The sequence below is a fragment of the Dyadobacter sediminis genome, assembly GCF_005860765.1.
Taxonomy (GTDB): domain Bacteria; phylum Bacteroidota; class Bacteroidia; order Cytophagales; family Spirosomataceae; genus Dyadobacter; species Dyadobacter sediminis.
On record NZ_VCEI01000021.1, the window covers coordinates 287,166 to 313,255 of the forward strand.

At 43.8% G+C, this 26,090-nt stretch carries 12 protein-coding genes; all 12 read right to left on the bottom strand.

Annotated features, from left to right (window positions below; all coding sequences use genetic code 11):
- Position 1: 1 nt before the first annotated feature.
- Positions 2-1,621: a hypothetical protein gene (locus tag FEM55_RS08525; protein ID WP_138280915.1), complete on the bottom strand. Its 1,620-nt coding sequence runs from the start codon at positions 1,619-1,621 to the stop codon at positions 2-4.
- A 96-nt stretch (positions 1,622-1,717) separates the two neighbouring features.
- Positions 1,718-2,536, bottom strand: a complete 819-nt coding sequence (locus FEM55_RS08530; RefSeq protein ID WP_138280916.1) for a glycosyltransferase family 4 protein — start codon at positions 2,534-2,536, stop codon at positions 1,718-1,720.
- Between the two features lie 449 nt (positions 2,537-2,985).
- Positions 2,986-3,735: an acyltransferase gene (locus FEM55_RS08535; RefSeq protein WP_138280917.1), complete on the bottom strand. Its 750-nt coding sequence runs from the start codon at positions 3,733-3,735 to the stop codon at positions 2,986-2,988.
- Positions 3,726-5,105, bottom strand: a complete 1,380-nt coding sequence (locus tag FEM55_RS08540) for a hypothetical protein (RefSeq protein WP_229209162.1) — start codon at positions 5,103-5,105, stop codon at positions 3,726-3,728. Before FEM55_RS08540 ends, FEM55_RS08535 begins: the two co-directional genes overlap by 10 nt.
- Before the next feature lie 196 nt (positions 5,106-5,301).
- Positions 5,302-6,447 (bottom strand): GDP-mannose 4,6-dehydratase, encoded by a 1,146-nt coding sequence (gmd, locus tag FEM55_RS08545; protein WP_138280919.1) that lies wholly within the window; start codon positions 6,445-6,447, stop codon positions 5,302-5,304.
- A 49-nt stretch (positions 6,448-6,496) separates the two neighbouring features.
- On the bottom strand, positions 6,497-8,875 hold the full coding sequence (locus tag FEM55_RS08550; RefSeq protein WP_138280920.1) for a GumC family protein: 2,379 nt from the start codon (positions 8,873-8,875) through the stop codon (positions 6,497-6,499).
- Between the two features lie 799 nt (positions 8,876-9,674).
- Positions 9,675-11,594: a hypothetical protein gene (locus FEM55_RS08555; RefSeq protein WP_138280921.1), complete on the bottom strand. Its 1,920-nt coding sequence runs from the start codon at positions 11,592-11,594 to the stop codon at positions 9,675-9,677.
- 246 nt (positions 11,595-11,840) lie between these two features.
- On the bottom strand, positions 11,841-12,671 hold the full coding sequence (locus tag FEM55_RS08560) for a hypothetical protein (protein WP_138280922.1): 831 nt from the start codon (positions 12,669-12,671) through the stop codon (positions 11,841-11,843).
- Between the two features lie 325 nt (positions 12,672-12,996).
- Positions 12,997-14,898, bottom strand: coding sequence for an acyltransferase family protein (locus FEM55_RS08565; RefSeq protein WP_138280923.1), 1,902 nt, complete (start codon positions 14,896-14,898; stop codon positions 12,997-12,999).
- Between the two features lie 697 nt (positions 14,899-15,595).
- Positions 15,596-16,486: a dienelactone hydrolase family protein gene (locus tag FEM55_RS08570; RefSeq protein ID WP_138280924.1), complete on the bottom strand. Its 891-nt coding sequence runs from the start codon at positions 16,484-16,486 to the stop codon at positions 15,596-15,598.
- Positions 16,487-16,753: 267 nt separating this feature from the next.
- Positions 16,754-17,539 carry a glycerophosphodiester phosphodiesterase family protein gene (locus FEM55_RS08575; protein WP_171036514.1) on the bottom strand — a complete coding sequence of 262 codons (786 nt, stop codon included), beginning with the start codon at positions 17,537-17,539 and terminating at the stop codon, positions 16,754-16,756.
- Between the two features lie 173 nt (positions 17,540-17,712).
- Complete coding sequence (locus tag FEM55_RS08580) at positions 17,713-25,974, bottom strand: N,N-dimethylformamidase beta subunit family domain-containing protein (protein WP_229209163.1); 8,262 nt, start codon at positions 25,972-25,974, stop codon at positions 17,713-17,715.
- Positions 25,975-26,090: the final 116 nt, after the last annotated feature.

The following is a 26,090-nucleotide window of genomic DNA, read 5'->3' on the forward strand; positions in this document are numbered from 1 at the left end:
ATTAAACAAATCTTTTCATAACGTTTGTTATTTTTATTAGCACCATGTAAATCAGCACCAATTGAATCCAGCCTCTCAAAATAAAAGATATGAATGTAGACAGCCCTTCAAAGTTGAAAAGTGTCATAATCATTGGCATAATTGTAAGAGCCGGAACGGTAATATAAGTCATGCTGTCAATGGAAAAAGTAAGCAGGTCTATAAGCCAGAATAACGGGATCATAACGATAAACAGAATCAGTAAATACCAGTAATCAAATGCAGCCATTCCGGCTCCGTTGATCTGCGCTTGACGCTTGCTTTGTAATCCATATGAATCACCGGTTGACAAATAATACAGGTAATCGCCGTAAGATGCTTTATTTATAGATACTTTGTCAACTTCAATATCGAGTAAATTCAGCACGGGTGAAGGTAAAAGACTTGTAATCTGATTATAAAGAAAATTCCGCATTTTAGATGTGTTCTGAATTCTCTCGGAGTGATACAGGCTTAAATCAGCTGCTTTAAGATTGGACAAGCGGCCTAAGAAAATATTGTCAACATAATGTTCGTCCCAGCGTTTGTTGGTAATGACAATTCCTTCCCATCTTTTCCTGGTTTTTTCAAGTGCTTTATCATCCAGATATATATCAATTGTTTTGGTTACCAAGCCTAAGGATGATGTACTGTTTTTATATGCTCTTGCAGCAACCATAGCCAGTCCTAAGTCAACGAGCGGACCAGTCAAAAGGTAAAACAAAACAAGTCCTATAAATATTTTTTTTGGAGTAAAGAGTTGAAAACTAAATCGTTGCAGAAATAGTCCAAGCAGGTAAGTAAAGCCAAGTCCCATAATAACTTTCATGAAAGTGGCTCTGTGATTGGTCATAAATGCCAGTAAAAGAATAATAGCGGAATAAGCCAGAAATATGGTTATGCTCGACTTTTTAGGACTTGATCTGGAATACAGATTTTTAAAGAACAAGAAATACGGACAATATGCGAAAGGGAAAAAACCTTGTAATAATTTGGAGAAACTCGTCGCATTTTCCGATGTATTGGTACCGGTATAATAGATATAGAATAAAGATACAAGGCCTATTATGCCCATTGCCCAGATCTGGAAATCGGTTGGTGCTGCATAAAATCCTGATTTATTTAGGATTTTCCTGATTAATGATTTGCTTGTAATGGTATTTTGAATACGAATATATACCAGAAAGGAAATAACGACTACGGTAAGCGATAACATGCCTTGTAAAAAGACCGTATTGGGAATGTCCAGATTAAATATGATTGACTTTCCTTCGGATAACGTTGCAGGTATTGGAAAGTAAAAGCTGCAAAGTCCGTAACCGATAATGATGATGGATGTTAACGGATGTTTTAAAATTATGTTTTTCTTTAATACGAACTTATCAATTAACATCCAGCTGAATAAGGAATATACGATCCCGAAAGCAACCGTTAATTCCGGAAAGAAAACGATTTCCAGAATACACAGTCCTAAAAGAATTTTTAATGCCCACTTTTTAAAGATGAATAAGAAGCTTTCCTGATTTTTATCATAGTAATTTTCGTCAGCATCGCTCTGATATTCTATCTCGTTTATATCCGTATCAAAATTAGCTTTCATCATGGTGCCAAATTGTAGTCTCTATTTGTTTTTAAATAAGGCTGTATATATTACACATTCCGAATCTATTATTTTGTCAAAGTGTTTTTTAACAAAGTGTCAGGCAAATGCTTTTTCCCAATTATTTCTGAAATCCTGATAATTTATTTTTAATGTATTTATTGAATCCAGTGCATTTTGGCTGTGATCCATTATGTTTTCCGGGTTTTGAATATAATATTCGATGGCTTCCATTAGGCCTTCTTTTGTTGATTCCCGGCATATAAATCCATCCTGTTTGTGCTTGATCAGCTCCGGCATACCACCGGAGTTGAATATGATGGAAGGTGTAGTGCAGGATTTGGCTTCCACAATTACATTACCCAATGGTTCTTCTTTTAATGACGGCGTAATGATTACATCTGTTTTTGCAAAGAAGTCTTCCATATTACTGACTGGTCCAAGAAAAAGTATTCTGTCCTGGAAATGTGTGCTATTCACTTTTTGTACCAATTCCTTACTGTATAATTTATCGTACTCCAGGCTTCCGGCGATAATGAAATTGATACCCCGGTATTTATGGCATATTTCCAGTGCTGCATCGATTATCAGGTGAACACCTTTTCCATGAATTAACTGGCCCAGATAGGAAAAGGTAACTGCGTTTTTTATATAGTTGATCTTTGATGCTGCTTCTCTGCTGTTTCTTACCGGAGGATAGTTATAAATGATCATGTCCTGATTATTGTTTGATCTGCCGGCTTCTGAAACTTTGTCCTTTATAAATCTGGAAATACAAACAAACCGGTATGTTCTAAGCGTAATGTATTTTTTCCATAAATATTTAAATGGCTTCCAGCCTACAAGCGGGGCATCACCAATTCTGTATACTATTCTGGTCGGTATAAGTATAAAAGACGGAATTAGATTCAAATACATGAAATCACTCGCGATATAAATGTAATCAGGTCTGAATTTGAAATATTTAAGGATGAACTGAATATTGTGTAAAATAACTTTGAAAATGTAGTTTATTACTTTTGGTAAAGTATGGGGCTTTCGAATGTCACTCCAACCTGGATAAACAATTGTTTCGTGTTCAATGGAACATTTATCCAGAATATCCAATGCTTCCGGCGCTATTCCGCTTTTATTTGTTAAAACCAGAATAGTAAAATTTAATTCTTTTAATGTTTTGAATACCTGAATATTTGATCTTTCATGACCATAATAGAGCGCATTTCCATACAAACACAATATTTTAGGTTTCACAATGAATTTTCTTGTTTGATTATAATTTTAGGTAATTTAGTAACAGTTAACGATTCTTTTTAGCTTGACCGATTACTTCCGTTTAAAGAATCTTGCTTTATGTAAATAGGCTGTTTTTACTTGTCCAAAATTCTGTAACTTATTTCTTGTATAACCGTTTTGTTATCTTCAATTATTCCTTTTGACAGCATGGTTCTGTATCCTACAACAACGGAGTTTTTTATGGTTACACCTTTCAGTATAACAGCTTCACGCCCGATCCAGCAATCATTCCCTATATAAATTTTGGCAGTTCTGGGTTTTTCTATTTCATGTCCGAACTTGGGATAATAATTCGTTGTTAACCTGCGCCGTTCTTCATCCGGATAGATGTTGTGTGTATTGGTATCCCATATAACACAGTTGTAAGAAATCATGCAGTAATCACCAATCTGAACCTGTTCATCGCATCTGATTTCAGTTCCTTCATTTATATTGGTGTATTTTCCGATTTTCACTTTGCCGCCATATCTGATCCAGATTTTACATCTTAAACGAGTATGGTGATATATTTCCAGCGCTCCGCCGTCATGTATTAAAATACTGGCTTTGCCGGGCGAATCTCCGTTTTCAATAATACAATCAGGTTCGATAGACAGACTTCCTTCTACGTATATAATTGCTTTATTAATTTTTGTATGGTCTTGGATTTCCAGTGTACTTCCCGGACATACGGTTATTTTGGAATTTAGAATTTTTACATTCTTCGCAATCCGGCAAGTCGATCCCGGTTTTATGATTACAATGGATCCTGAAAACAGATATTTATATTGCAGCTGAAAAATGATAATGTTTATATATCCAGTTAATTTTTTTATTAAATCCATCTAAGATGTAGCCGCTTGGAGGCGTTTGCTATTAAGTTATCTACAATTTGCTTTTCATCTTTGCATAATCCCCAGTAATAAATGCTGATAAAGAATATCGTAATGGAAAATGGTATGTTATAAAACAAACGATAAGGACTGTTGGATACGCTTACTACAAAATAAAGTGATGATATGATGGTCAGGGTCGGAGGTAATATTCCTGCATAAACATTCTTTATATATTCTTTTATGTTCAAGCCTCCGGTTATTTCCAGCAATTTCAAACGTGCAATTCCGGCAATCCCTTCAAACACGGTGTAGCCTACAATGACATAAATCGGAGGTAAGCCGGACTTTAATAACAGATAGCCGACCGGAACAATCAGCAGCTTAATGGTTCCGGCTACAATCATATAGTTTTTTATTTTACCAATGGCCTGGATAGCGGAATCCAGCCCGACGGTAAGCTGATTTACCATGATTGCCACCAGTATCAACGAGCAAAAGGAAGAAGTATAGGGGGGGACAGATTTAAGCCAGAAATTCAGAATGTTATCCATTTCGAATATACATGGAATGGCTACAAATGCCAATAAAAAATATCCGAATTTACTGGCCATCATAGCCAGCCGGAGCATTTGTAACCGGTTGCCCTGTCCTTCGGTTTTCATGATTCGCGGATTGATTGCTTTTAGCATGGTTGCCGAAAAGAAATTCATCTGGCTGGATACCTGATTGGCTATTCCGTATGCTGCATTTATCGATGTTCCGAAAAATACATTTAACAGAATCGCTACACCTTGTGTCTTTCCTATTCCGGTTAGTGCTCCGAACAAGTTCCAGCCTGCAAAGGATGTCAGATTTTTAATTATACCTAAATTGGTATGTTTTTTTAGCCGCAAGGTGCATTCTTCATAATGGCTGTTGCAGTAAATTACATACATAATCAGGCTGATAAAACTGATGCATGCCATGGATAATCCATACAGTATTAAACGGTCTCCATGATATCCGTTTATGCTAATTGCAATGATCAGCTTTAAAACAACTTCGATAATATTCACTACGGATAGTCCCAGCATGTTTTCATTTGAGTTGAGTGATGCTGTGAACGGTACCGAAACAATTGTAAAGAATACAGACATGGACATAAAGTGATATACCGTTCTGGCAGTCTGTAATCTTTCAGATGGGATATTCAGAAATCCGTTAAACAGATACAATCCGGATAATTCAATCCCTGAAACAAGGATAAAGCCTATGCAGATATGCAGTAAAAGACTTGTTGAAAAGATGGATTTCAATACATTTTTATCCGCATTGCTTTGGTGAAATGATAAATACCTTTGCGTTGAAGTGGACATGGCTGCATTCAGGAAGGACAACATGGCAATAACTCCGGCAATTAAGTTATATATACCATAATCAGTAGCTCCCAAGGCATTTAGTACCTCACGAGTTGTATAAAAGGTTATACCAATGGTAATTAACATTCTGGAATATAAAATTCCAGTATTCAGTACCACTTTTTGCGCTGACTTCATTGTTTTAATTCCTCATTCAATGCCTGAACCCGGTTTTGTTTTATTCAAAATAATTCAAGACCCCGAATCCTTCTTTCAGTAACAATTTGTCTTTCTGGAACAGACGCAGGTCGGACGTTGCCATATCTTCTATAAGCGTTTCCAGCGTGTATTTTGGTTTCCAGCCCAGCTTTTCCTTGGATTTTGTCGGATCGCCAATCAGCAGTTCCACTTCCGTTGGACGGTAATATTTCGGATCAATTTTCAAAACGGATTTCCCGACTTTCAGGTATTCCCCGGCTTTGATTCCAAGTTCCGCAAGGCGGGATTGATCCAGTTCGGCTATTACGCCTTCCTCGTTTTCCTTTTCTCCATTGAATTCCAGTTTGACACCCAGAAAGGCAAACGTTTTTCTTATAAACTCACGGACGCGTACCGTTATCCCGGTGGCAATGACAAAATCTTCCGGCTTTTCCTGCTGAAGAATCAGGTACATCGCTTCGACATAATCCTTGGCATGGCCCCAGTCGCGCTGCGCATCAATGTTGCCCATGTACAGACAATCCTGTAATCCAAGCACGATTTTGGCTGCTGCCCGCGTGATTTTGCGCGTTACAAAAGTTTCTCCGCGCAGCGGGGATTCATGGTTAAACAGGATCCCGTTAACGGCAAACATGCCGTAGGCTTCCCGGTAATTTACTGTAATCCAATAGGCATACAATTTTGCAACTGCATAAGGTGAGCGCGGATAAAAGGGCGTGGTTTCCGACTGCGGTACAGCTTGTACCAAACCATACAGCTCGGAAGTGGAAGCCTGATAAACTTTCGTCTTTTCAGTCAGACCCAAAAGTCTAACCGCCTCCAATATACGTAAGGTGCCTATTCCGTCCGCATTGGCCGTGTATTCCGGCATTTCGAAGCTCACCTGAACGTGGCTCATGGCGGCCAGATTGTAAATTTCATCCGGTTGTACCTGCTGTATAATACAGGTCAGGTTCATGGAATCGGTAAGGTCACCGTAATGCAGAATAAATCTCGGATCATTTACATGCGGGTCTTCATACAGGTGATCAATCCGCTCGGTGTTGAACAAAGAACTTCTGCGTTTGATACCATGAACGATGTAGCCTTTACTCAATAATAATTCACTCAGGTAGGCGCCATCCTGTCCGGTAACACCTGTGATCAAAGCTACTTTACTGGTCATTTATATTGAATATTTAAAATTACTGGTCTGTTTCTCAAATCCGGACTGACTAGCTCTTGCTTACCATTTTTTTAAGCCTCGAGCTTAAATTTTCACTTTTTGCTTTTGTGTCTTCTGTATAATATCCATAGCCGTATCCGCCGTACCCGTATCCGTAGCCATATCCTGATCCGTAATTTACACCATTGTAAATGATTGTCAGATTAGAGAAGCGCTTCGATTTCCGCAGTTCCCTTATCTTGGTAATGTGGCTCAGCAAAGTATAATTGTACCGTACAAGATATATGGTCGCATCCACGTATTCGCCGATTATGGCTGCATCCGTAACAAGGCCGTAAGGCGGGGAGTCGATCAGGACATAATCATATTCCAGACGAAGCTCGGCAAGAAGTTGTGCAAGGCGCCCGTTTCCAAGAAGCTCGGAAGGGTTCGGAGGCAGAGGGCCGCTTGTGATCACATCGTAATTCGGGTGAATGGCTGTGGATTGTATCAGATCATGCAGATCCACCTGGCCGATCATATAATTGGAAACGCCTTTTTTATTGCTGACCTGAAGTCGCTCATGCAATGTTGGTTTCCGCAAATCCATTCCGATCAGAATTACCTTTTTTCCGTAATAGGCAAGACTGGCAGCCAGGTTGATACTGATAAAGCTTTTACCTTCACCGCCAACCGATGAGGTGAACATGATCGTACGGCAGTTGCCATCGCCAAGGTATTTCAGGTTGGTACGCAATGCCCGGAACTGTTCCGCAACGGCATTGCGGCTGGTGACTTTGATAATGGCATCCGTTACAGGCATTCCTGCACTTGTTTTCATCTGGCCGATTTCACCAATGACAGATAATCCGGTTTGCTGCTCGATTTCTTCACGGCTTTGAACCGTATCGTTAAGCATGAAGATAAGATTGATCAGTAAAATCGGTATGATCAGGCCGGCCAGACCTGCGCCAAGCCAGATTGTAGTGTTTTTGGGAGCAATAGGTTTGAATGATGAAACCGGCGGATTGATGAGGCGGCTGTCTGTTACTGTAGACGCGTAGCCCAGTGCAGTTTCCTCCCGTTTCTGAAGTAAATAAAGATACAGGTTTTCCTTGATGGTTTGCTGTCTTTTGATGCCCACAAATTCTCTTTCTTTCTGCGGAATACTGCGTAAGCCCGCAGAAAAGCGAGTATTAATGCCTTCCAGGTTCCGGCGGGTAACATCCATTCCGCGGCGGAGGTTCTGCACATTTTCCTTGATCGCCTGCCTGGTTTGCGCCAGCTGTGTATTGAATGTTTCAAGCAGCGGGTTGTTGGATTGGGTAGTTCGTGCAAACCGCTCTCTTTGCAGATCCAGCTCATTGAATTTCGTCAACAGAGAAACAAGTACGGGATCGTTGATCATGTAGGTTGCAGGAGCCGGAGCAAATTCGCCTTTGCCAGCAGTTTCAATGTAATTTTCAACTGTTTCAAGAATATTGATCTGCGTATTTACCTCGTTCAGCTTGGCGTCATTCTCCTTGATGTTTTCAAGAAAAATCTGTGATTCCGCACTGATATCCGTCAGCCCTTTGGAGGTTTTGTAGGATTCGACATCTTTTTCCACATCCACAAGCTCGCCGGTAATCAATCCAAGACGTGTTTCTATGAATTTAAGCGTGTTGCTGGCTTCCGTATTCTTATCCGTCAGCGAAGCCTGCACATAGGCATCCAGTAAGGAATTGAGGACATCTTTGCCGCGCTGCTTCGAAACATCCTCATAAGTAAGTTCCAGAACCGTGCTTTTTTCATTTTGCTGTAAAACAGTCAGATGTGAAATCATGTCTTCCACCAGATGGGCCGGATCATGAAAATTCACCAGGATTTCATCATAATTTGATTTTTCGCCTTTTGTAATGACAAACTCGCCCCACTTGTTGCGAACACGCTGATTGAAAGTGAATGTCTGTACTTCGTCATTGAAAGTAAAATGGTTGCTGTCCTTCATGTGGATGACAAGCGGCTCACTATATCCTTCTTCGGTAATGACATCCGGCTTGATGATAACCGGGCTTTGCTTGTACAGGTTAATGGTTTTCAGGCCATCTTCGGCAGTGTAGGAAACATCCAGCTTCAGATCTTTGATGACCTGTTCCATCAACGGCAGCGATTTGATAATCTCCGTTTCATTCTCGACCAGCTTGTTGCCTCCGAACTGCGTGAGCTCTTCCAGAATTTCTGTCTGGCTTTGTCCCATCCCTTTCTGCTCATCTTTTATAAGAATGGTCGTTCTGCTGAGGTAAACCGGTTGTGTAACCTGAAGATAATAAAAAGCAGCTGTGAGTGTTGCTATCAGGAAAAATGGAAACAAGTACCAGTAAGGCAAATACTTGCGTATGTATTGAATAAGGCTAAACTCTTCTTCTTTTTCCTCGGAATACCGCTGGTTGGATTTGTTTTCGTTCATATAAGTATGACAAAATATAGCTTGTTCAGTTTGAGTGTGTTAGCAAGGCAAGTGTTATAAACAAGTAAGTGTCTTCTGTGAAAATTGCAACGCCCTCGGCCGGTTTTGGAACATCGTTTACGAATGCAAAACAGGCTGTTGTAGTAAGATCAAGTAGCTGCTTCGAATAGTTGTTTATCTGAATCAGGCAGGCTTTAAAATGTTCCGGGCACTAAAATACCGTATCTTGAAAGTTTTGTAGAAGATACGCTCTTGCCAAAGCTAGACTGCCCTATGCTGTCAAGCAGGATGTAGCTGGGCAGTTTTTTATATATAGCAGGATCTCTAAATGCAACAACCGCAGTGCAGTAGATACTTTTTTCATGGAACGTCATGGTAAAGGGACGATATAAAAGTTAATATTATAAGGTAGTTACAGTCATTCAATACAAATTTAGAGAAATACTTCTATAAATCAAGTAAAATAAAATTAAATTTCTAATGCAAAATAATCAACATGTTAATAGAAATATTAACTATACTTTCTTGATTTAACGCTACTTATATCGTCTATGATTAAGAATTAATTTGCATATACCAAGAAATTCTATACAAAATACCAAAACCTATATATAAGGAATTTACTAATTTGGAATGTTCGTAAACCTGCATTACTATTTTCAGCAGGCAGATAAATCCGGTTTTGATGACGACTGATTTTTGTCAGGAAGGTTCGTGATCAAATATGTAATGTGTTTGTTATTAAAGTAGAAATATCGAATTCTGTTCAACTATAAAAATTAAAGTAAAGTATTTTGTTTTACCGGATCTGCAGACCAAAATTGGTTCCGGTAATGGAAGGATACTGATTGTTCCAGTCAACCCTGATTTTTGATGTGTCATTTTGTATGGTCAGTACACGATTGTTCATGTGTACTTTCGGACTGTCAATCATTGGCCAGTCTTTGTAGGATATTTCTTCTTTGCCATTTATCCACACAGAAGGAACAGAATTGGCCAGCCCGTCTGCGTCCATTGGCAATCCTGTTTTGTACTGCATTCTGATCTTGTCTCTTTTGGGATTAAGGTATGTCAAAGTCATGGATTTCCAGTCTACCGAAATGCTGCTTTTCTGCAATCTGGACTGAAACTGACTGAAACCGCCGTATTCCTCTTTGGTGCCCACTTCAAAGATAAACCCTGTTTTTGCATAGTCGCTTTTGACTACTATGAATCCTTCCGAACCATTGTTTTTATTTTGAATGTAATAGTCTTTAAGCGGTTTGATCCCGATGTAGGTTGTTCCTTCCCGCAGGAACAGCCAGCCATTTTTCTCAACGGTTTCATCCATTGAAGCCGGGTAACGAAGCATTCCTCTTTTGATCAACTCACCGGCATGTTCGTTGCGCCATGCCCATTTGGCCGGACTTGGTTTATCCGGCCACGGATCCTGCTGAGGAATATCAAACAGAATGACAACCGTACTTTCATGATGTGCGGTCTGCATAAATGGTGAAATGCAGCCACGGTACCAGGTATCCGGCGTACGGTTTTTGTTATCGTCACTGTACCAGTACGGATGAAAGCAATTGATGTAATTAAAGCGATCGTCACTTTCCCAGATAATATTGAATGCATTTGTGTCGTGGTCAGCATAGTCGCCGCCCGGAACCCAGCGGAAATTGCCGGTACCTATTGCATATTGTTTGCTCCGGTAAGCATTCCGCATCATCATATGCGGAATGCCGCTGCCAAATTTGCCGAATGCAGAAGCAGAAGACCGGAATGAAACCGGAGTTGTTCTTTGGTTAGTCAGCTCATTGAATAATGGTTCGGGGGCTATTTCTGAAAGTGCCGAATAAATGGTGTAACTAGTCTCGGGATAGTTTTTGAAATCTCTTATACGGACTGATTCGGTATGATCACCCCAGCCCCAGTACAGCCAGTGCTGATATAACGTTCCGGTTACATTCTGGTCGCCAGGCTGATAATCTTCCTGCCGGGTCATGCGTGCATATGGAGCAATGATGCGCCCTTCAAAGTTGTTAAGGGATTGTATCGACCATTTATAGAGCAGGAAAGCCTCAGCCATTTCTTTTACCTCCCGATCTTCTGCAAACTCGTATAATATGGCAACCGGAAAATTAACAACAACTTCATAAGTCGTTGAAAGATACTCTGCATAGCCTTTTTCATAGACATTCCGGAAGGTTTTGCGGAGTCTTTCTTTCATTTCAGCCATCAGTTCAGTACTGCTCATGCCATTGGCCCATTTTGCATCCGGAAAGTACTGCCCGAAAAGATAGCCGCTTGCCCACATCATGGTGGCCTGATTTTCCGTTCCGTGACTTAAAAATCCTTCACCGTTCTTGTTATTGTTTTTGGCCAGTCTTTCAAGATCTGCTTTGATTACTGCAATCTGTCCGGGAGTGAAGCTGCTCCGGTATTTGCCAAGTGCAAGGGCTACGCCCGGAAAGTCAAACATGGTTTGGCCCTTGCGATGCAGGATACTGGTGATGTAAGCCGTTGCAGTTGTATCATCGGGATTGTTCCAGAGCCGTGCACACGCTTTGGGCAGGCCGTATTTTCCCGATCCTTTTAATTCTGCATCCTTCATTCCTTTCAGAAGCCATTGCCTGCGGCCGTCAAATGTGTCCAAATCCTGCGCGTTCAGCAGAATCGGGAAAATGACGAAATATATTACAAGCAGAATCAAGTCTTTAAAGAGTATTTGCATCATCCGTTTAAAAAGCCTTTGTAATAATACAGCGATAACATCTATAAAAGTCAATATACAATCTAAATGAACAAATTCTATATCAATGCAAAATTCGTTTCAATAATATTCCTGAATGCTGTTTCGGCATACTTCATTTACAGGCAAACAGGAATTGGTATATAAAACAAAAAAACTGCCTCCGAACAGAAGGCAGTTTGTGCTGGCATAAAGCGTCAACGCTGTATTTTGAAAGAAGCTGAAAAGTATTTACTTTTTAAAATGGGAAATTTCGCCATATACTACGGTTCCATCTTCCAGTTTTACATACCCTCTGATATAGATTTCCGTAAATAAAAACGGGATAATCAGTTTATAGTAACCATAAGCGATGTTATCCTTGTAAGCTCTTGCCGGATAAGTTCCGTTGAACAGATTATTGGCGTATACCGGATTGTTAATGATTGCGCCGTTTGGAGTATTTCTGAAACTTTCCACAAATCCGATTTCAACCGCTTTTACGCTTCCTTCCTGATCAACCGACCCTTGAAAAAAATAGTTTTTATTCTGGTCGGTAGAATAACCTGCAGGGCCTATTTTCCAGGCTTTCTGATACTTTACATCGCCATACTGGATGCTGCCGTTTTTTAGCTTGATGTACGATCTGTAATAAACTTCGTTGTATTTAAAGGGAATTTTAAGCTTGAACTTTCCCGGACCGATATTGCTGTTGTTTGACAATACTTTATAAATACTGTTGAAAGGCGTACTTGCATATACCGGTACAACCGTAATTGCTCCGTTAGGAAGTACATTGTGGCTTGTTACAAAGCCCGCTTCCACAATCGGAGTGCCGCTATACTGTGCAATTTCTCCGGTAAACTCCGGTTCGTAGTTGTTATTTGCTTCAATGCCATTTGTAATGATGTTCCATTTCATGTTTCCTGCATTGCTTGGCAATAAATTGAGCCGCGCATCTGTAGTGCTGTTTTCCTCTTTGGGAACAAGCAACTCTTCCTGCGAGCAGCTGCTGACCATCAGCAACATCGAAACACTTAGTGCTTTGAGTGGTAACCGTAAAGTTTTTAATTCAATTTTCATGGTTGTGTGATTAAAAGGATGATGTTTAGATAAATACACCGTTGTATTTACCGATGGCAAATATCAGTCAATTCTTAAAAGTCCATGAACAGAGTTACCAATCGGCTGTGATGCTGTATCAGACGGTTTATCGTTGTCTGAAACTGGTCTTTTATGGTAGGTTACATGATGCCTGCAAGATGGATATGATTGTAAAAATGGGAATGTAAGCAGTGAAATGTAGTGGAAAGTAGGTTGTGGAAGCTGCACGGGGATAATGCACAAATGTAAAAAGCCGTTCATGGCTGGGCATGAACGGCTTTTCGGGAAATGGATTTGGTTGAAATCAGGCTTTCCGTTTCTTGCTTTTCTTCTTGATGCCGAAAAATTCCTTGGCAATCGGGTCCGAGAGTATTTTATCAACAATCAGATCAGCGCCGTATTTGGTAAGATGGTGACTGTCGGCCATGTAAGGTTCATCTTTGGAAGACAATTTCGGGATGGATTTTACATTGATGACCCGGATATAGGAAGATTTCAAATCCCTGCTCAGGAAATTGTCCAGCTCATATGCATAGCTGTTCAGGTACCTGCGCATGGTCATTGAATTATTTTCGTAATCTCTGGCAGCAATTGTAGCATAAGGAACATTGTAACGTTCCGTCTGGCCAATGATAATGGTATTGATATTGTATTTTTTAAGATGCTGTGTTGCTTCCTTTATACCGAACAGAATGCTTTCTTCATCTACGTTGTTTTTACCGGCCCAGCTTCCGCTTAGAACCACTCCGTCGATTTTACCGGCGTTTTTAGGGATGAAATCGAAGTAGATGTAATGCATCAGCTTTCTTACCATGGCATCGTCGCCTTCATAATTCCGGATTGTAGGCAAAGTTCCGGAAGCAGTTGCCTGCAGAAAATGGACATTGGTATTTGCAAAATGTTCTCTGAAAGACTGTGACAATTGTCCTAAATGACTGTCGCCGATCAGCAGAATATTCTTTTTGCCTTCTACAATACACAGGCATTTTTCTTTGTCATAATCTTCCATTTTGCTGACATGGCATATGTCTTTATTGAACTGCAGTTCCAGCTCTTTCTTGTGCGTTCTTGCGTAACCTTCAATCTGCAGCGTTTTGTCTTTATACAAGATATCGTTTGAATTGAAATAGCTCAAAGACGCAGTTCCCGCAAAAATGAATACCATGGTGGCAAGGATCATTCTGTTGGTGGCAAACTTGATGGATTCGACGTATGTGAATGAAAGGTATCCCAAAACAATCGAGATTGCACTGAGTAAAAGGACGGACTGCAGGTTCGTGCCGATACCGTAATACTGCGCCACCACGTATACCGGCCAGTGCCACAGGTACAACGAGTACGATATTTTGCCGATAAACTGGACTACGGTATTTCTGATCGCGCCGAATTCATTGTAATTGGCAATAATGATCAGGAATGTGGCTACTACGGGAAAAATGGTGTAAACGCTCGGCCAGGGCATCATGGTATCCAGCAGCAGAAAACACGCCAGAATAGAAAGATAACCGGTAATGGCCAGAATCTTTTTCCATTTTACATCTTTGATCAGGTTTTCGGAAAAGAATGCAATCCCTCCAAACATCATTTCCCACGACCGGCTTGGAAGCAGATAAAATGAAGCCGTCGGGCTGATGTTGGTGAACAGGATGGATGCGGCGAGTATGAAAAGGGTGGAAGCAACAAAAAACGCAATGAGAAAACGCCTGTTTTTGACCAGTCTGCTCAGCAGCAGCAAAATGGCCGGGTACAGAAGATAAAACTGCCATTCAACGGATAACGACCATGTATGCAAAAGGATGTTGGTATCCGATGCAGGCGCAAAATAGTCTGAACTTTTCCAGTACAATACGTTGGATAGAAAAAGAATACTTGCGGCGGCGTTTTTCTGGTTCAGCTTGAAATCTTCGGGAAAGTAAAAAAAGAAGCCGATTACCGTCAGGGTCAGGATCAGAAAAATCAGCGCCGGGACAATTCTTTTCAGCCTCTTCTCAAAATAGTCTGTAAAGGAAAACTGGTTTTTATCAATGGAGTTAATAATGATTTTACTCATCAGATAACCCGAAATCACAAAGAAAACATCGACACCGGCAAAGCCGCCGGAAAGAAAAACAATCTTGTAGTGGAAAAGGATTACACCCAGGATAGCAATTGCCCTGAGCGCATTAATATCGTATCTGAAATTTAATTTAACATTCTTACTTTCCATAACGCATTTTAGGTAACTTGATTTTTTGTGGGGGTGTTGAGTTCTGTATAATCTTACCAGTTCTCCGGAAGATTTTCTGGCTTTTGTACAGCAGCAAAATAGAATAGCCTGATTAAAATGACAGTGTCGGAAGATCGTTTGTTCAGGCGTTTTGTACTTTCAATGATATCCATATTCGATACTGGCATAATGCTATACAGCTGTTTGGGAACTTGACATTATTAGCATTCGATAGGAACCGGATCTGATATTCAAAGCAGCTTCTGTTGAAGTATGCCCGTTTTTTTTAGTCTGCCCTGAATTTCTTGTCTCATTTCTGTTTAAGGTATAAATTGTAGTACCGGATTTTAGCAGTTGAAATTTATAAACAAAATTAAAAAATCAGTCCAAACGCATCCATGCTTTCACTGAATTTGAAATTTTAAAAAAATAAATGAGAAGAGGTACGCAAATATGAGAAGAATCTGAGAAAAGTACAAGTGTGAGCTGCTCCTTTTACGCCGCCGGATTCAATTCACGGTTAACAGAATGGAGGAACATTCATCCAGCTGGCTCTAAACGGGATAAATGGATAAATCCGGATTTTTAAAAATAGTTTTAACCGGCGGCCTGGATTTTTGTAAAACTAATCCTGGTAAAAAAAGCAAGCTTAACAAACTAATGTTAAGCTTTTGATCGGCATTTGAATGACGGTAATTCAGGATTTCAGTTTTTCAGTAAAAAAGTCGACGGTGCGTTTCCAGGCAAGTTCGGCAGCCGCTTTGTCGTAGCGCGGCGTTGTATCGTTATGAAAGCCATGGTTTGCCCCGGGATAAACATAAGCTTTGTATTCCTTGTTATTTTCCTTCAAAGCGGTTTCATACGCCGGCCAGCCTTCATTCACACGCGTATCCAGTTCTGCATAATGGATCAGCAGCGGCGCCTTTATCTTTGGAACGTCTTCAGCCGCAGGCTGTCCGCCGTAAAACGGAACCGAAGCCGACAATTCAGGAATACGGACAGCCATCATATTGGCAATCCATCCGCCGAAGCAGAATCCGACCACACCGATTTTGCCGTTGCAGTCTTTGTGGCTTTTCAGATAATCGTAAGCCGCAATAAAATCTTCCAGCATTTCATTTCTGTCGCGCTTGCTCTGAAGTTCACGCCCTTGGTCATCATTGCCCGGATAGCCGCCCAGCGGAGTAAGTGCATCCGGAGCAACGGAGATAAATCCGGCCAGAGCAGCCCTTCTTGCAACATCTTCGATATGCGGGTTAAGCCCCCGGTTTTCATGCACAACGATGATTCCGCCCAGCTTCTGCGCCGCACCTTCGGGCTTCGATAACAATGCCTTGATATCACCGCCGCCTTTTGCCGATTGATAATGGATGTATTCTGTTTTCAGCCTTGGGTCATCGGCCTGAACCTGGACGGCACCCTGATAATCGGGCATCAGAAAGCCCATCAGTGATGCCACGGTAACACCTCCTACAGCGTATGCGGACAAGTTTTGCATAAATAGCCGTCTGTCAATCCGGTTGTGCGCATAGTCGTCATAAAGATCAAATACTTCCTGCTTGATGTCTTCCTTTCTGATCTGGCTCATATGATTTCTTAAAGGTTGTTAATTGCTGTTACGGAACTGCAAGTGCATGCTTTGCATCGCTTTTGCAAGTATACTATTTTGTGGCTGGTATTCTGATTTTTAAAGATGTGGATATTCCATTTTCAGTCAGATCGGATATGGATTGTTAAAGCAGCCGTTCCGGATTTTTCAGAGTCCTGCCCTGGTAAAAAACTTTAACGGATCGTTAGTACGTCCGTTGGACATGAGACAACCTTTACAAAAGATGCCGGCTGCATCGGTCAATTGCTACTCCAGAAACTTCCGGAATTCAGAATCAATCTGGAAATTTTGTACGCCCCAATCCAGCATACGCCTGCAATCGCTTGCGGCATCTTTCAGCATGTCGGCGGATTGTCTGTAATGATATTTGTTGATTGCCGCAACAACGGCAATCTGGTGATTGCCGGCCCATTCAATATCTTCTTGGGATAATTTGGACGGTCTTTCAAAAAGATAATAATGAGCTGCGTTGTAGTCAGGATTGTGCATATTTTCTTCCAGTTGCCGCCGGGAGCAGCTCAGCTTTATTTTTCCGGTAAAAAATTCGGTGGATTCATCCGTCCCGATCATGAAAGCAGTGTCAAGCAAATGGTACCGGGCCAGTAAAGCGGGAATCTGATTAAATAACGTTGTGTCAAGGCCCGGAATCTTGTTGTCCAGCATAACGCTCATATGATTTTCATGGCAAAAATGCAGCACATCTTCCAGGCGCAAAGGCGTACTTCCGTCCAGTTTGCTTTTCAGCTTCCGGATTTCCTGCCATTTCAGATCCGCCACTTTTTTATCCAGACCGTAATATCTTTTCAGGTCAGCGTCATGATTGACGATCAGAACGCCGTCTTTGGTAACGCGCACATCGGTTTCTATCATCTTATATCCGGCGGTTGCTGCCTTTCTTAGAGCTGCCATGCCATTTTCGGTATAGGAACTGTCCACAATGCCTCCGCGATGCGCAATCAGTACAAGTTGTTTCTGGGCATTGGCCTGGTGTGCAGCCAATGCAAACAGCAGGGCAAAAGCGGATTTCAGCATTTTTTTGCAAACCTTTTCAATACGGTAAGAAATTTGCATCGGTTGAAGTAAATGATTATCTGCCAAATATAAGGTTCAAATGAAGTGAATTATATAAAGGTTAAGTTAAAAATAAAGCCTTCCCGTCATATCGGCAGGAAGGCTTTGGCTGCGTTTTGCAATCTGCAAGCAAATCAGTCGGTAATCAGTAATTTGATCGTTTCCATTGCTGCATCGGATTGTATTTCAAGAATGTAAATGCCGGATTCTACGGACTGGCCGGAAACATCTACATCCACTTTGGAAGCAGGCTGAAGGTCCGGTTTGTTGATCTCGTAGGCATGACCTGAAATACTGATCATTTTAAGATTGATTTTTCCGGAATGCTGTTCTGAAAGTTTAAGCGTAAACCGTTTCGGAGCGGGATTAGGATAAACTTCGGATTGTATAAAATCAGCATTCGTCCCGGCAATGATTTCCTCCAAACCGGTTCTCACAGCGGTTTGCGGCACGACTTCGATGGCATTGATCAGGGGCTGGTTCACAGACCCGGTTGTGAAATTGATATTCATGATTCCGTCGGTTACGGTTACCGGGAAAGTTTCCTTCACTGCCCTGACCGCGCCACCTGCTTTTGCATAGATATCATAATTGGTCAGCTTGCTGGCTCCTTCGATCGCTACATTGAACCTGCGTTTGCCTGATCCGCCCGCTACTTTGCCCGGCGCGCCGAAGTAAAGCTCGGCAAAATGCAGGATGACACTGTACGAACCATTGGTGACCGGGATGCTGTAACTGATCGTAGCTCCGGAGCGTGCCGAGCGGTAAATGACATCGTCGGTTGTATTGAGGATATCTACTGAACTTGCCGCAGTCGGGATTGTGCTGGTTCCTGTAAAGTATTTATCCGCAATAAACGCTCTGTTTCCAGATGCCGTATAAGCCGATCCGCCGACATTGATGCGGGTGGCAGTTGCCGTGGAATTGTTGACAGTGACAGTAAATGTTTCACTGTCGGACAAGCTTGGTGATCCGTTGTCAGCGACTTTAACCGTAATGCTGAAAGTGCCCGTGGCAGCCGGTTTCCAGCTGAATGCTCCGGAAGTCGGATTGATCGTGGCGCCGTTTGTGGTTCCGGTCAAAGAGAACGTCTTGGTTTGTCCGGCATCCGGGTCGGTTGCAGTGGTAGTGAAAGTCAGTGTCTGGCCAAGTGTGACGGTCTTGTTGCCGATCGATGCCAGAACCGGTGCCTGATTTTGTGCAGCGGTTTGCGGCACGACTTCGATGGCATTGATCAGAGGCTGGTTTACAGACCCGGTCGTGAAATTGATATTCATGGTTCCGTCGGTTACGGTTACCGGGAAAGTTTCCTTCACTGCCCTGACCGCGCCGCCTGCTTTTGCATAGATATCATAATTGGTCAGCTTGCTGGCTCCTTCGATTGCTACATTGAACCTGCGTTTGCCTGATCCGCCCGCTACTTTGCCCGGCGCGCCGAAGTAAAGCTCGGCAAAATGCAGGATGACACTGTACGAACCATTGGTGACCGGGATGCTGTAACTGATCGTAGCTCCGGAGCGTGCCGAGCGGTAAATGACATCGTCGGTTGTATTGAGGATATCTACTGAACTTGCCGCAGTCGGGATTGTGCTGGTTCCTGTAAAGTATTTATCCGCAATAAACGCCCTGTTTCCGGATGCCGTATAAGCCGATCCGCCGACATTGATGCGGGTGGCAGTTGCCGTGGAATTGTTGACAGTGACAGTAAATGTTTCACTGTCGGACAAGCTTGGTGATCCGTTGTCAGCGACTTTAACCGTAATGCTGAAAGTGCCCGTGGCAGCCGGTTTCCAGCTGAATGCTCCGGAAGTCGGATTGATCGTGGCGCCGTTTGTGGTTCCGGTCAAAGAGAACGTCTTGGTTTGTCCGGCATCCGGGTCGGTTGCAGTGGTAGTGAAAGTCAGTGTCTGGCCAAGTGTGACGGTCTTGTTGCCGATCGATGCCAGAACCGGTGCCGAGTTGGCCGGAGCATTAACAGTAACAGTAATCGTTTCACTATCCGATAAATTGGGCGAACCGTTATCCGTAACCGTAATGGTAAAGTTAAAAGTACCTGCAGAAGCCGGCTTCCAGCTGAAAGCACCGGAATTTATATCAATCGTAGCGCCAGAGCCGTTTCCGGTCAAAGAGAACGTCTTGGTTTGTCCGGCATCCGGATCGGTTGCAGAGGCAGTGAAAGTCAGCGTTTCGCCAAGCGTAATGGTCTTGTTGCCGATTGTTGCCAGCACAGGTGCCGAGTTGTCCGCCTGATTAACAGTAACTGTTATCGTTTCACTATCCGACTGGGCCGGTGATCCGTTATCCGTTACTATAACGGTAAAGGTGGCAGTTCCCGTAGCGGCCGGTTTCCAGCTGAAAGCGCCGGTTGCCGAATTGATAGTGGCACCGTTTGGCGCATTTGTCAGTGAGAATGATTTGGTTTGTCCGGCATCGGGGTCGGTCGCGGTTGCGGTGAAAGTCAGCGTTTCGCCGAGTTTGATTGTTTTGTTACCAATTTCTGCGAGAATCGGTCTGGAGTTGGCCGGATTGACCGTGATTGTATAACTGGCGTTTTCCGAGCAATTGCCTTTGGTGGCTGTTACGGTTATGTTGCTATTGGTACCTGCCGCAGTTGGCGTTCCGCTGATCACTCCTGTTGAGGATTGAATAGAAAGTCCTGCCGGCAGGCCTGTTGCCGTAAAAGTATATCCTGAAAGGTTCGTGTTGATATCCTGGCTGTATGGATCACCAACCTTGGCAGCTGGCAAAGCAGTTCCGCTGGCGGGAGTAAATACCACTGCCGGACAAGTAGGGGCTGAACAACTGATGGTCACACTGATCAGAACCGGTGTACTTGCAGCATTGGTTGTTGACAAGTCAGCGCGGTACTGGATGTAACGCGATGTTCCGCCTACATTACTGCCGTTGGAAGCAATCGGGGTAAATGCGGTCCATGAATCATCGGCTGTATTGGACGAATTGCCTTGTCTCTGGAAAAGCTTTATGTCCGTACCTGAAGGAATGCTTGCCGCCCAGTTGGCGATCTGCCATGTTTTGTCCGTACCGCCGTCATATACGCGGGAGGTAAAACTTCCTTCCGAAGCATAAGGGCTTATGCGTGCCCAATCCAGTTTGACAGACGATGAACTGGACTGATAATCGCTTGCTGCAAAACGCATAGGCGTTGTAATAGCAGTTGAACTGCTGTAAACAAGATCATTATCAACATAAAAATCAACTCCGTTGGATTTCCAGACGACCTTGTACCGATGTGCCGAACCAAACAGATTACCTGGAACAGGAATGTTTTCGATCGTGCCGTTGAAGGCTACCCTTGCCAGTAGTGAACTGCTGCTGTTATTTGTTCCGAACATAGCCCAGGTCGAAACCGTATTAAACATTTCTGAGTTGTTCCCTGCGCCAAAGCCGATGTTCTGGAAAGCCTCTGCTTCGAAAGTTGCAACGAATTCTACAGATGTGCCCGGTGAAAAAGTAGTTGTTACCGGTTCCGTATTGAAGCGGGCACCATCTACAACAATCTGACCATTTGAATTCGTACTGGAACCACCTGATGGCCAAGGGTAACTCTGCCATTCGCTGGCCGGCGGCAGGCTGCTGAACTCTTCCACAATAGCCGGTTTTAAAATAACTCCTTCGTTGGTAACGTAAGTATTGTTACCCGTTGTTTCGGCGTTGAAATTACTTGCTGACACATCTTCAAAGCAGTTAGCAGCTGGTGTGGTAAAGCTTGATGCGGCTGCAGATGTGGCAGGCATAACGGTGCTGTTACCGGCTGCGTCCGCTGAAACTACCCTGTAATAGTAAGTTGTTCCGGCGGAAAGGCCGCTGAATGTAACGGTATGGCTTGTAACCAGTTCTGCGTCAGATGCATTTTGGTTGAGCTGTCCGGAAGCAGTACCGTAATTTACTCTTGAATCCGAGGCTTCATTGGTTGTCCACTTTATCGTAGCAGTACCCGGGCTTGGCTGAGTAATTGTGATTCCGGAAATCTGCGGTCCGGCCTCATCCGTATCATATGTTGCAATGTAATTACCGTTGTTAGCCGGAAAGAATGCATACTGAATGCCTTTGATGGTTTCGGTCGTATACGTTACTGCATTTCCGTTTACGGTAAGTCCTGCCAGTTTTTTATCATCCGCGTCAACAGGAAGCATTGCACGTAAATTAGTCGATCCGTTCGCAGCTGTTATGCTGAAATTCAGTTTGTTGTTGGCCCATGTCATAGCTCCGAATGAAGAGTTGTTGCGACCGTCCAGCCATGTCAGCATTTGCTTTGCAGAAATAACAGGCACCTGCCGTTGCTGTGCCGCGGCCACAATCACGTCGGAACCGTTGCTGCTGTTTCCTCCGTTTACATCGGTATGCATATTGGCTGTAAATACACCATAGTAACCTTTACTGCCCGTTGCATTATCCAGCAGCTTGTTGATATGCGTGGAATAAGTAATGCCCGATTCGTCCGTCAGTTGCGTGGTTGCCTGATATACGTCAATCAGCGTGCCGTCCAGGTTGGCGAAGCGCATCGGCATACCCGAACCGGTGAACATGCCCGGACGATTATTTACCCAGACGTCCGGCCAGTAATAATAATTTGCATCCAGCCGGATGCCGTTTTCCAGTTCTACAATCGGATTGGAAGCCCAGTCGCTCCATGTGATGCAGTGATTTCGGTTTGTCGCAGGCTTGGCCAGGCTGGGGAAATTTTGTGCAAGTGCCGGCAACTGCGAATTGAAATTACCCCTCAAAGTGGCCGGTGTGAAATTGCCGCAGTCCGTACTCAGGTGAAGGCTGATTTCAAAACCCTGTGCCTGAAATGCAGCCGCCTGTGCGTCTGTAATCGGTGTATTCGGATAAATGTAGGAAGTTGCTCTTACCGCTGTCCAGTTATCAACTGCCGACTGATTGTTGGAAGCACTTTTGCTGATGTAATCATTGAACCTGCCGACCGTACCGCCGCTTCCATGGTCATCGCCTGTCATGATCACGGCCGCTTTCAGGCCGCGCGGCAAATACCAGAACCGGGGCAGCGGTTTTCTATGCATGTTGTTCAGCAAAATGATGTTGGCCAGCAATCGCTGCTGCTCATCGGCCTGCGGAATTTCAATTTTGTTAAAATCAACCCAGTTTGGATAAAACAGATCATCAGACCGGATCGGATCGATTTGCCCATCCCGTTTTTGCCCTGCCCACGCCGGATTTCCCTGGCGGGTATAAACGATTGATTTTGCAAGGTCATAAGTAAATGCAATGGCTTTTCCGCCGTTGGTGCCCGCATTCCGCGTGGTCACTGCCGGATTGTCTGTTGCAGTACTGGCATTTGAATACAGGTTGGCAAGACTTGTTGCGCCGTTCAGCGTATACAGATTCGCCGTTCCGTGATACTGGATCGTTTCATTCACAATTCCTGCGCCGGGGCCGGTTGGGTTTATTTTCAAATACTTGTCCGACAATGATCCGCTTGCAGGTGTAATGCCGAACAGGGAAGCTAACTGGGCATCGGGCTTGAATGCAATCAGCGTGCCGCCTGCATTGGTCCAGTTTGTAAGCGCCGTAACATTGGCAGCCGAAAGCGCAATTTCTCCCAGAATAATCACATCGTAGCTGTTGATCAGCGTTGGAGTTTGTGTTATATCCGAAATATCTCTGGCAGCAAATGCATTAAAACCTTCGGCTCTTAGAATCTCTGCCGGATACTGGCTGAACGGATTTTCTGTGGAGCTGATGACCAGAATAGGTCCACCGGGGCCGTCAACAGGTGAAGGCGGCGGCGTACTTTGTGTTGTAAACGTGGAAGTAAAGTTGCTTGCCATGATGTTTCCTGCGGCATCTTTGACACGCGGATCGGTACTTCCGCCTTTTACCTCAATTGTATAGCTTGACGAGTAAATCAGGGCAGTATTCGGATTGAGCGTAGCCGTAAAAGTAGCTGCATTATAGGTTACGGCAGCTGGTATCACTGTACCTGCACGCAGCAACCTGATCGTAGAAGATGAGATGGAACTGGCGTCTATTTCTTCATTGAAGGTTACTAAAATATTGGACTGAATGTTTATGCCGGTGGCGTTCGGAGCCGGCGAAACGGACGAAACAACAGGCGGTGTTTCGTCTTCGGCACCATCGTCAAATACGACATCCACAAAGTAGTTGCTGGATTGATAATTATCCGTAGGGAAAGTTGGCGTTGCGGAATATCTGTAAATACCGTTGTTGCCGTCTTCGTTATCGGCCAGCCCTCTCAGCGGACCTTTTACTTTTGCCAAGCCAAAATAGGGATTGACTGCGGAATAATTTCCCGCGCCGCTATGATAGGAAATGACGTAAGTCGTATTGGGAGTAATGGCTACGGGCGTAGTAAAATTTGCCTGCTGCCATCCGGAAGCCGTTTCATTCTGAAAAACAATTTCTGCCAGTTTTACTCCGGCATTGCTGTAAAGTTGTCCGGTATGGGTTCCGGTGTTTCCTTCCTGTTTATAAAAACGCACGCCTGTAACATTTCCGGCTATTGTAGAACGGAATTTCATACCTAGCTGGATTCCTCCGCTGTTGTCATTGAAGAGATTGTTTGACGGCACATCCGTTGGCTGAAACACCGTACACGGACAAGGCTGTGCAGCCGGGGCCGTAATGTTTACATTGACGGTATTTACTGCGCTCAGGTTTCCTGAATCATCGAATGCCCGGCTCCGGATGGTGGCACTTCCTTGTGTAACGGGTATCCATGAAAAATTCCAGCTGGTGGTACCCGTTGCAAGCCGCCACGTTTTGCCTTCATCCGTAGAAACTTCGATTCCGGCAACTGTATTGGCGTCCGAAGCAGTTCCTGAAATGTTCACCGAAGTGCCGCTCGGAATGTTTGCACCATTCGACGGAGAAGTAACCGTCAGGGCAGGAGCGACGAAATCTGTGGAAGCAGTGGCTGCAACAAGGTCCGACTGGCGGGTAGCCGGCTGCACACCCATATCCGCAAACAGGTTTACAGTTGCCTGCTGCATGGCTTTACTGACCGGGGCATTGCCTCTGTCGTGGTTATCATCCAGGCCCCATGCCCATTGAACTGTTCCGGCTCCAAACACCAGGGCGCCGCTGCTGTGCTTGTACAAGGTAAGATAATGCGTTTTGCCGTTCAGTACCGTTCTTGACAAGAGGATTCTTCCGGCAGGATAAGTCGAGCGATAGTCTTCCTGTTCTGGGTCCCATTCGTAGCCCAGTGTATTCTGAGTCAATGTATGCGAACCGCTCTGAAGCGAAGCCACTGCTGTATTGCGCCAGAACCGCAGGTTTTTATAATCGGCCGGAACCTGAATGGTACCGGTATTCCCGTCCCAGCTTGCCTGTCCGCTAAGTTCATTTTCGGGGTTGCATCCGTCATGGCCGGCAATATCGCATCCGCTGCGCCATAATCCGGTCCATGTTGTACTTGGGTCGCACTTGCCGTTGCACTGGTTTTCTCCCAGACGTCCTTCCTTATAGCATACCAGTGTGCGGTAAGTAGTGGAGGTATTGGCAATACTGTTTTCCCAGCGGGTTTTCCAGTAAACTTCATTGCCGCTGAAAAAAGCGAGGTGCGTACCCGAATTCCGTGCCGCCGTTACGTTGTCACGCATGCCTTTGGACCAGTATTCATCGTGGCCAACAGACATAAAAACCTTATGGTTCTTAATAAGTCCGCCGCGACGGTCACTGTCAACATTGGTTGTGTAAGTCATGTCATAGCCGTTTTTTTCCAGAAAGCGAATCATCGGGTATTCCGAATTGAACAGCCAGTCCTCTTCCGCGCCGCCTCCGCCTCCGCCTGAGCGTGTCAGGAACGGGCGGTTATAGCTTACTTTGGATGCTTTGCCAATGTTATTGACACCTGCATACAAGCTTCTGCCATTGTTCTCGTCGCCGTATACATTGTACGCCTGCCAGGTGGCATCGGATGTTTGGAAAAGCAAATTGGAATTGCTGTTGTCATCCCTTACAACAAAAGCAATATGACTGGATCCGGCTGGATTGGATCGTGTCAGTTTGGCAATATAAATGCCCGAAACTGCATCGGACGGAATTACCCATTGGGCGGATTCGTCCCAGTTGCCGCAATCCACAAGGCCCGTAGCATCCGTCATGCAGGGTGGCTGCGGCGAAGCGGTACTTTTGTCGAAGCCGGCAATAAACCGTGCACCGTTTCCCTGGTAATAGCCCAGCCTGTAGATATCTATTCTGTAACCGGCAGCGCTCGTCTTGATTTTGAACCGGGCGGTTTCCCCTTTGTTATAACTGATATCCGTTGCGAATCCCTGTATACTGAGATCGCCTGCTCCGGTAATATCCCATTGACTGGCGGGACTGCCCGTTTTGGCATTTTCAATAACAATAGCATTGCTCTGGGCGACTACCTCAGTAAATCGCAGCATGCTGATCAATAATAAACTAATAGCGAGACGTATTGATCCTGACATATTAATTAATTGATAAGTGGAACATTGAACAGTTAATTGATAGAATTACTATTGGAAAAAGAACGCGTAAT

Bases quoted from the DNA above. Each gene is read 5' to 3' on its own strand.
- FEM55_RS08535 (WP_138280917.1), bottom strand. From the start codon at position 3,735: ATGGATTTAATAAAAAAATTAACTGGATATATAAACATTATCATTTTT.
- FEM55_RS08570 (WP_138280924.1), bottom strand. From the start codon at position 16,486: ATGAGCCAGATCAGAAAGGAAGACATCAAGCAGGAAGTATTTGATCTT.
- FEM55_RS08555 (WP_138280921.1), bottom strand. From the start codon at position 11,594: ATGATGCAAATACTCTTTAAAGACTTGATTCTGCTTGTAATATATTTC.
- FEM55_RS08565 (WP_138280923.1), bottom strand. From the start codon at position 14,898: ATGGAAAGTAAGAATGTTAAATTAAATTTCAGATACGATATTAATGCG.
- FEM55_RS08560 (WP_138280922.1), bottom strand. From the start codon at position 12,671: ATGAAAATTGAATTAAAAACTTTACGGTTACCACTCAAAGCACTAAGT.
- FEM55_RS08550 (WP_138280920.1), bottom strand. From the start codon at position 8,875: ATGAACGAAAACAAATCCAACCAGCGGTATTCCGAGGAAAAAGAAGAA.
- FEM55_RS08575 (WP_171036514.1), bottom strand. From the start codon at position 17,539: ATGCTGAAATCCGCTTTTGCCCTGCTGTTTGCATTGGCTGCACACCAG.
- FEM55_RS08530 (WP_138280916.1), bottom strand. From the start codon at position 2,536: ATGTATTTGAATCTAATTCCGTCTTTTATACTTATACCGACCAGAATA.
- gmd (WP_138280919.1), bottom strand. From the start codon at position 6,447: ATGACCAGTAAAGTAGCTTTGATCACAGGTGTTACCGGACAGGATGGC.
- FEM55_RS08525 (WP_138280915.1), bottom strand. From the start codon at position 1,621: ATGATGAAAGCTAATTTTGATACGGATATAAACGAGATAGAATATCAG.
- FEM55_RS08580 (WP_229209163.1), bottom strand. From the start codon at position 25,974: ATGCTGCGATTTACTGAGGTAGTCGCCCAGAGCAATGCTATTGTTATT.
- FEM55_RS08540 (WP_229209162.1), bottom strand. From the start codon at position 5,105: ATGTTGTCCTTCCTGAATGCAGCCATGTCCACTTCAACGCAAAGGTAT.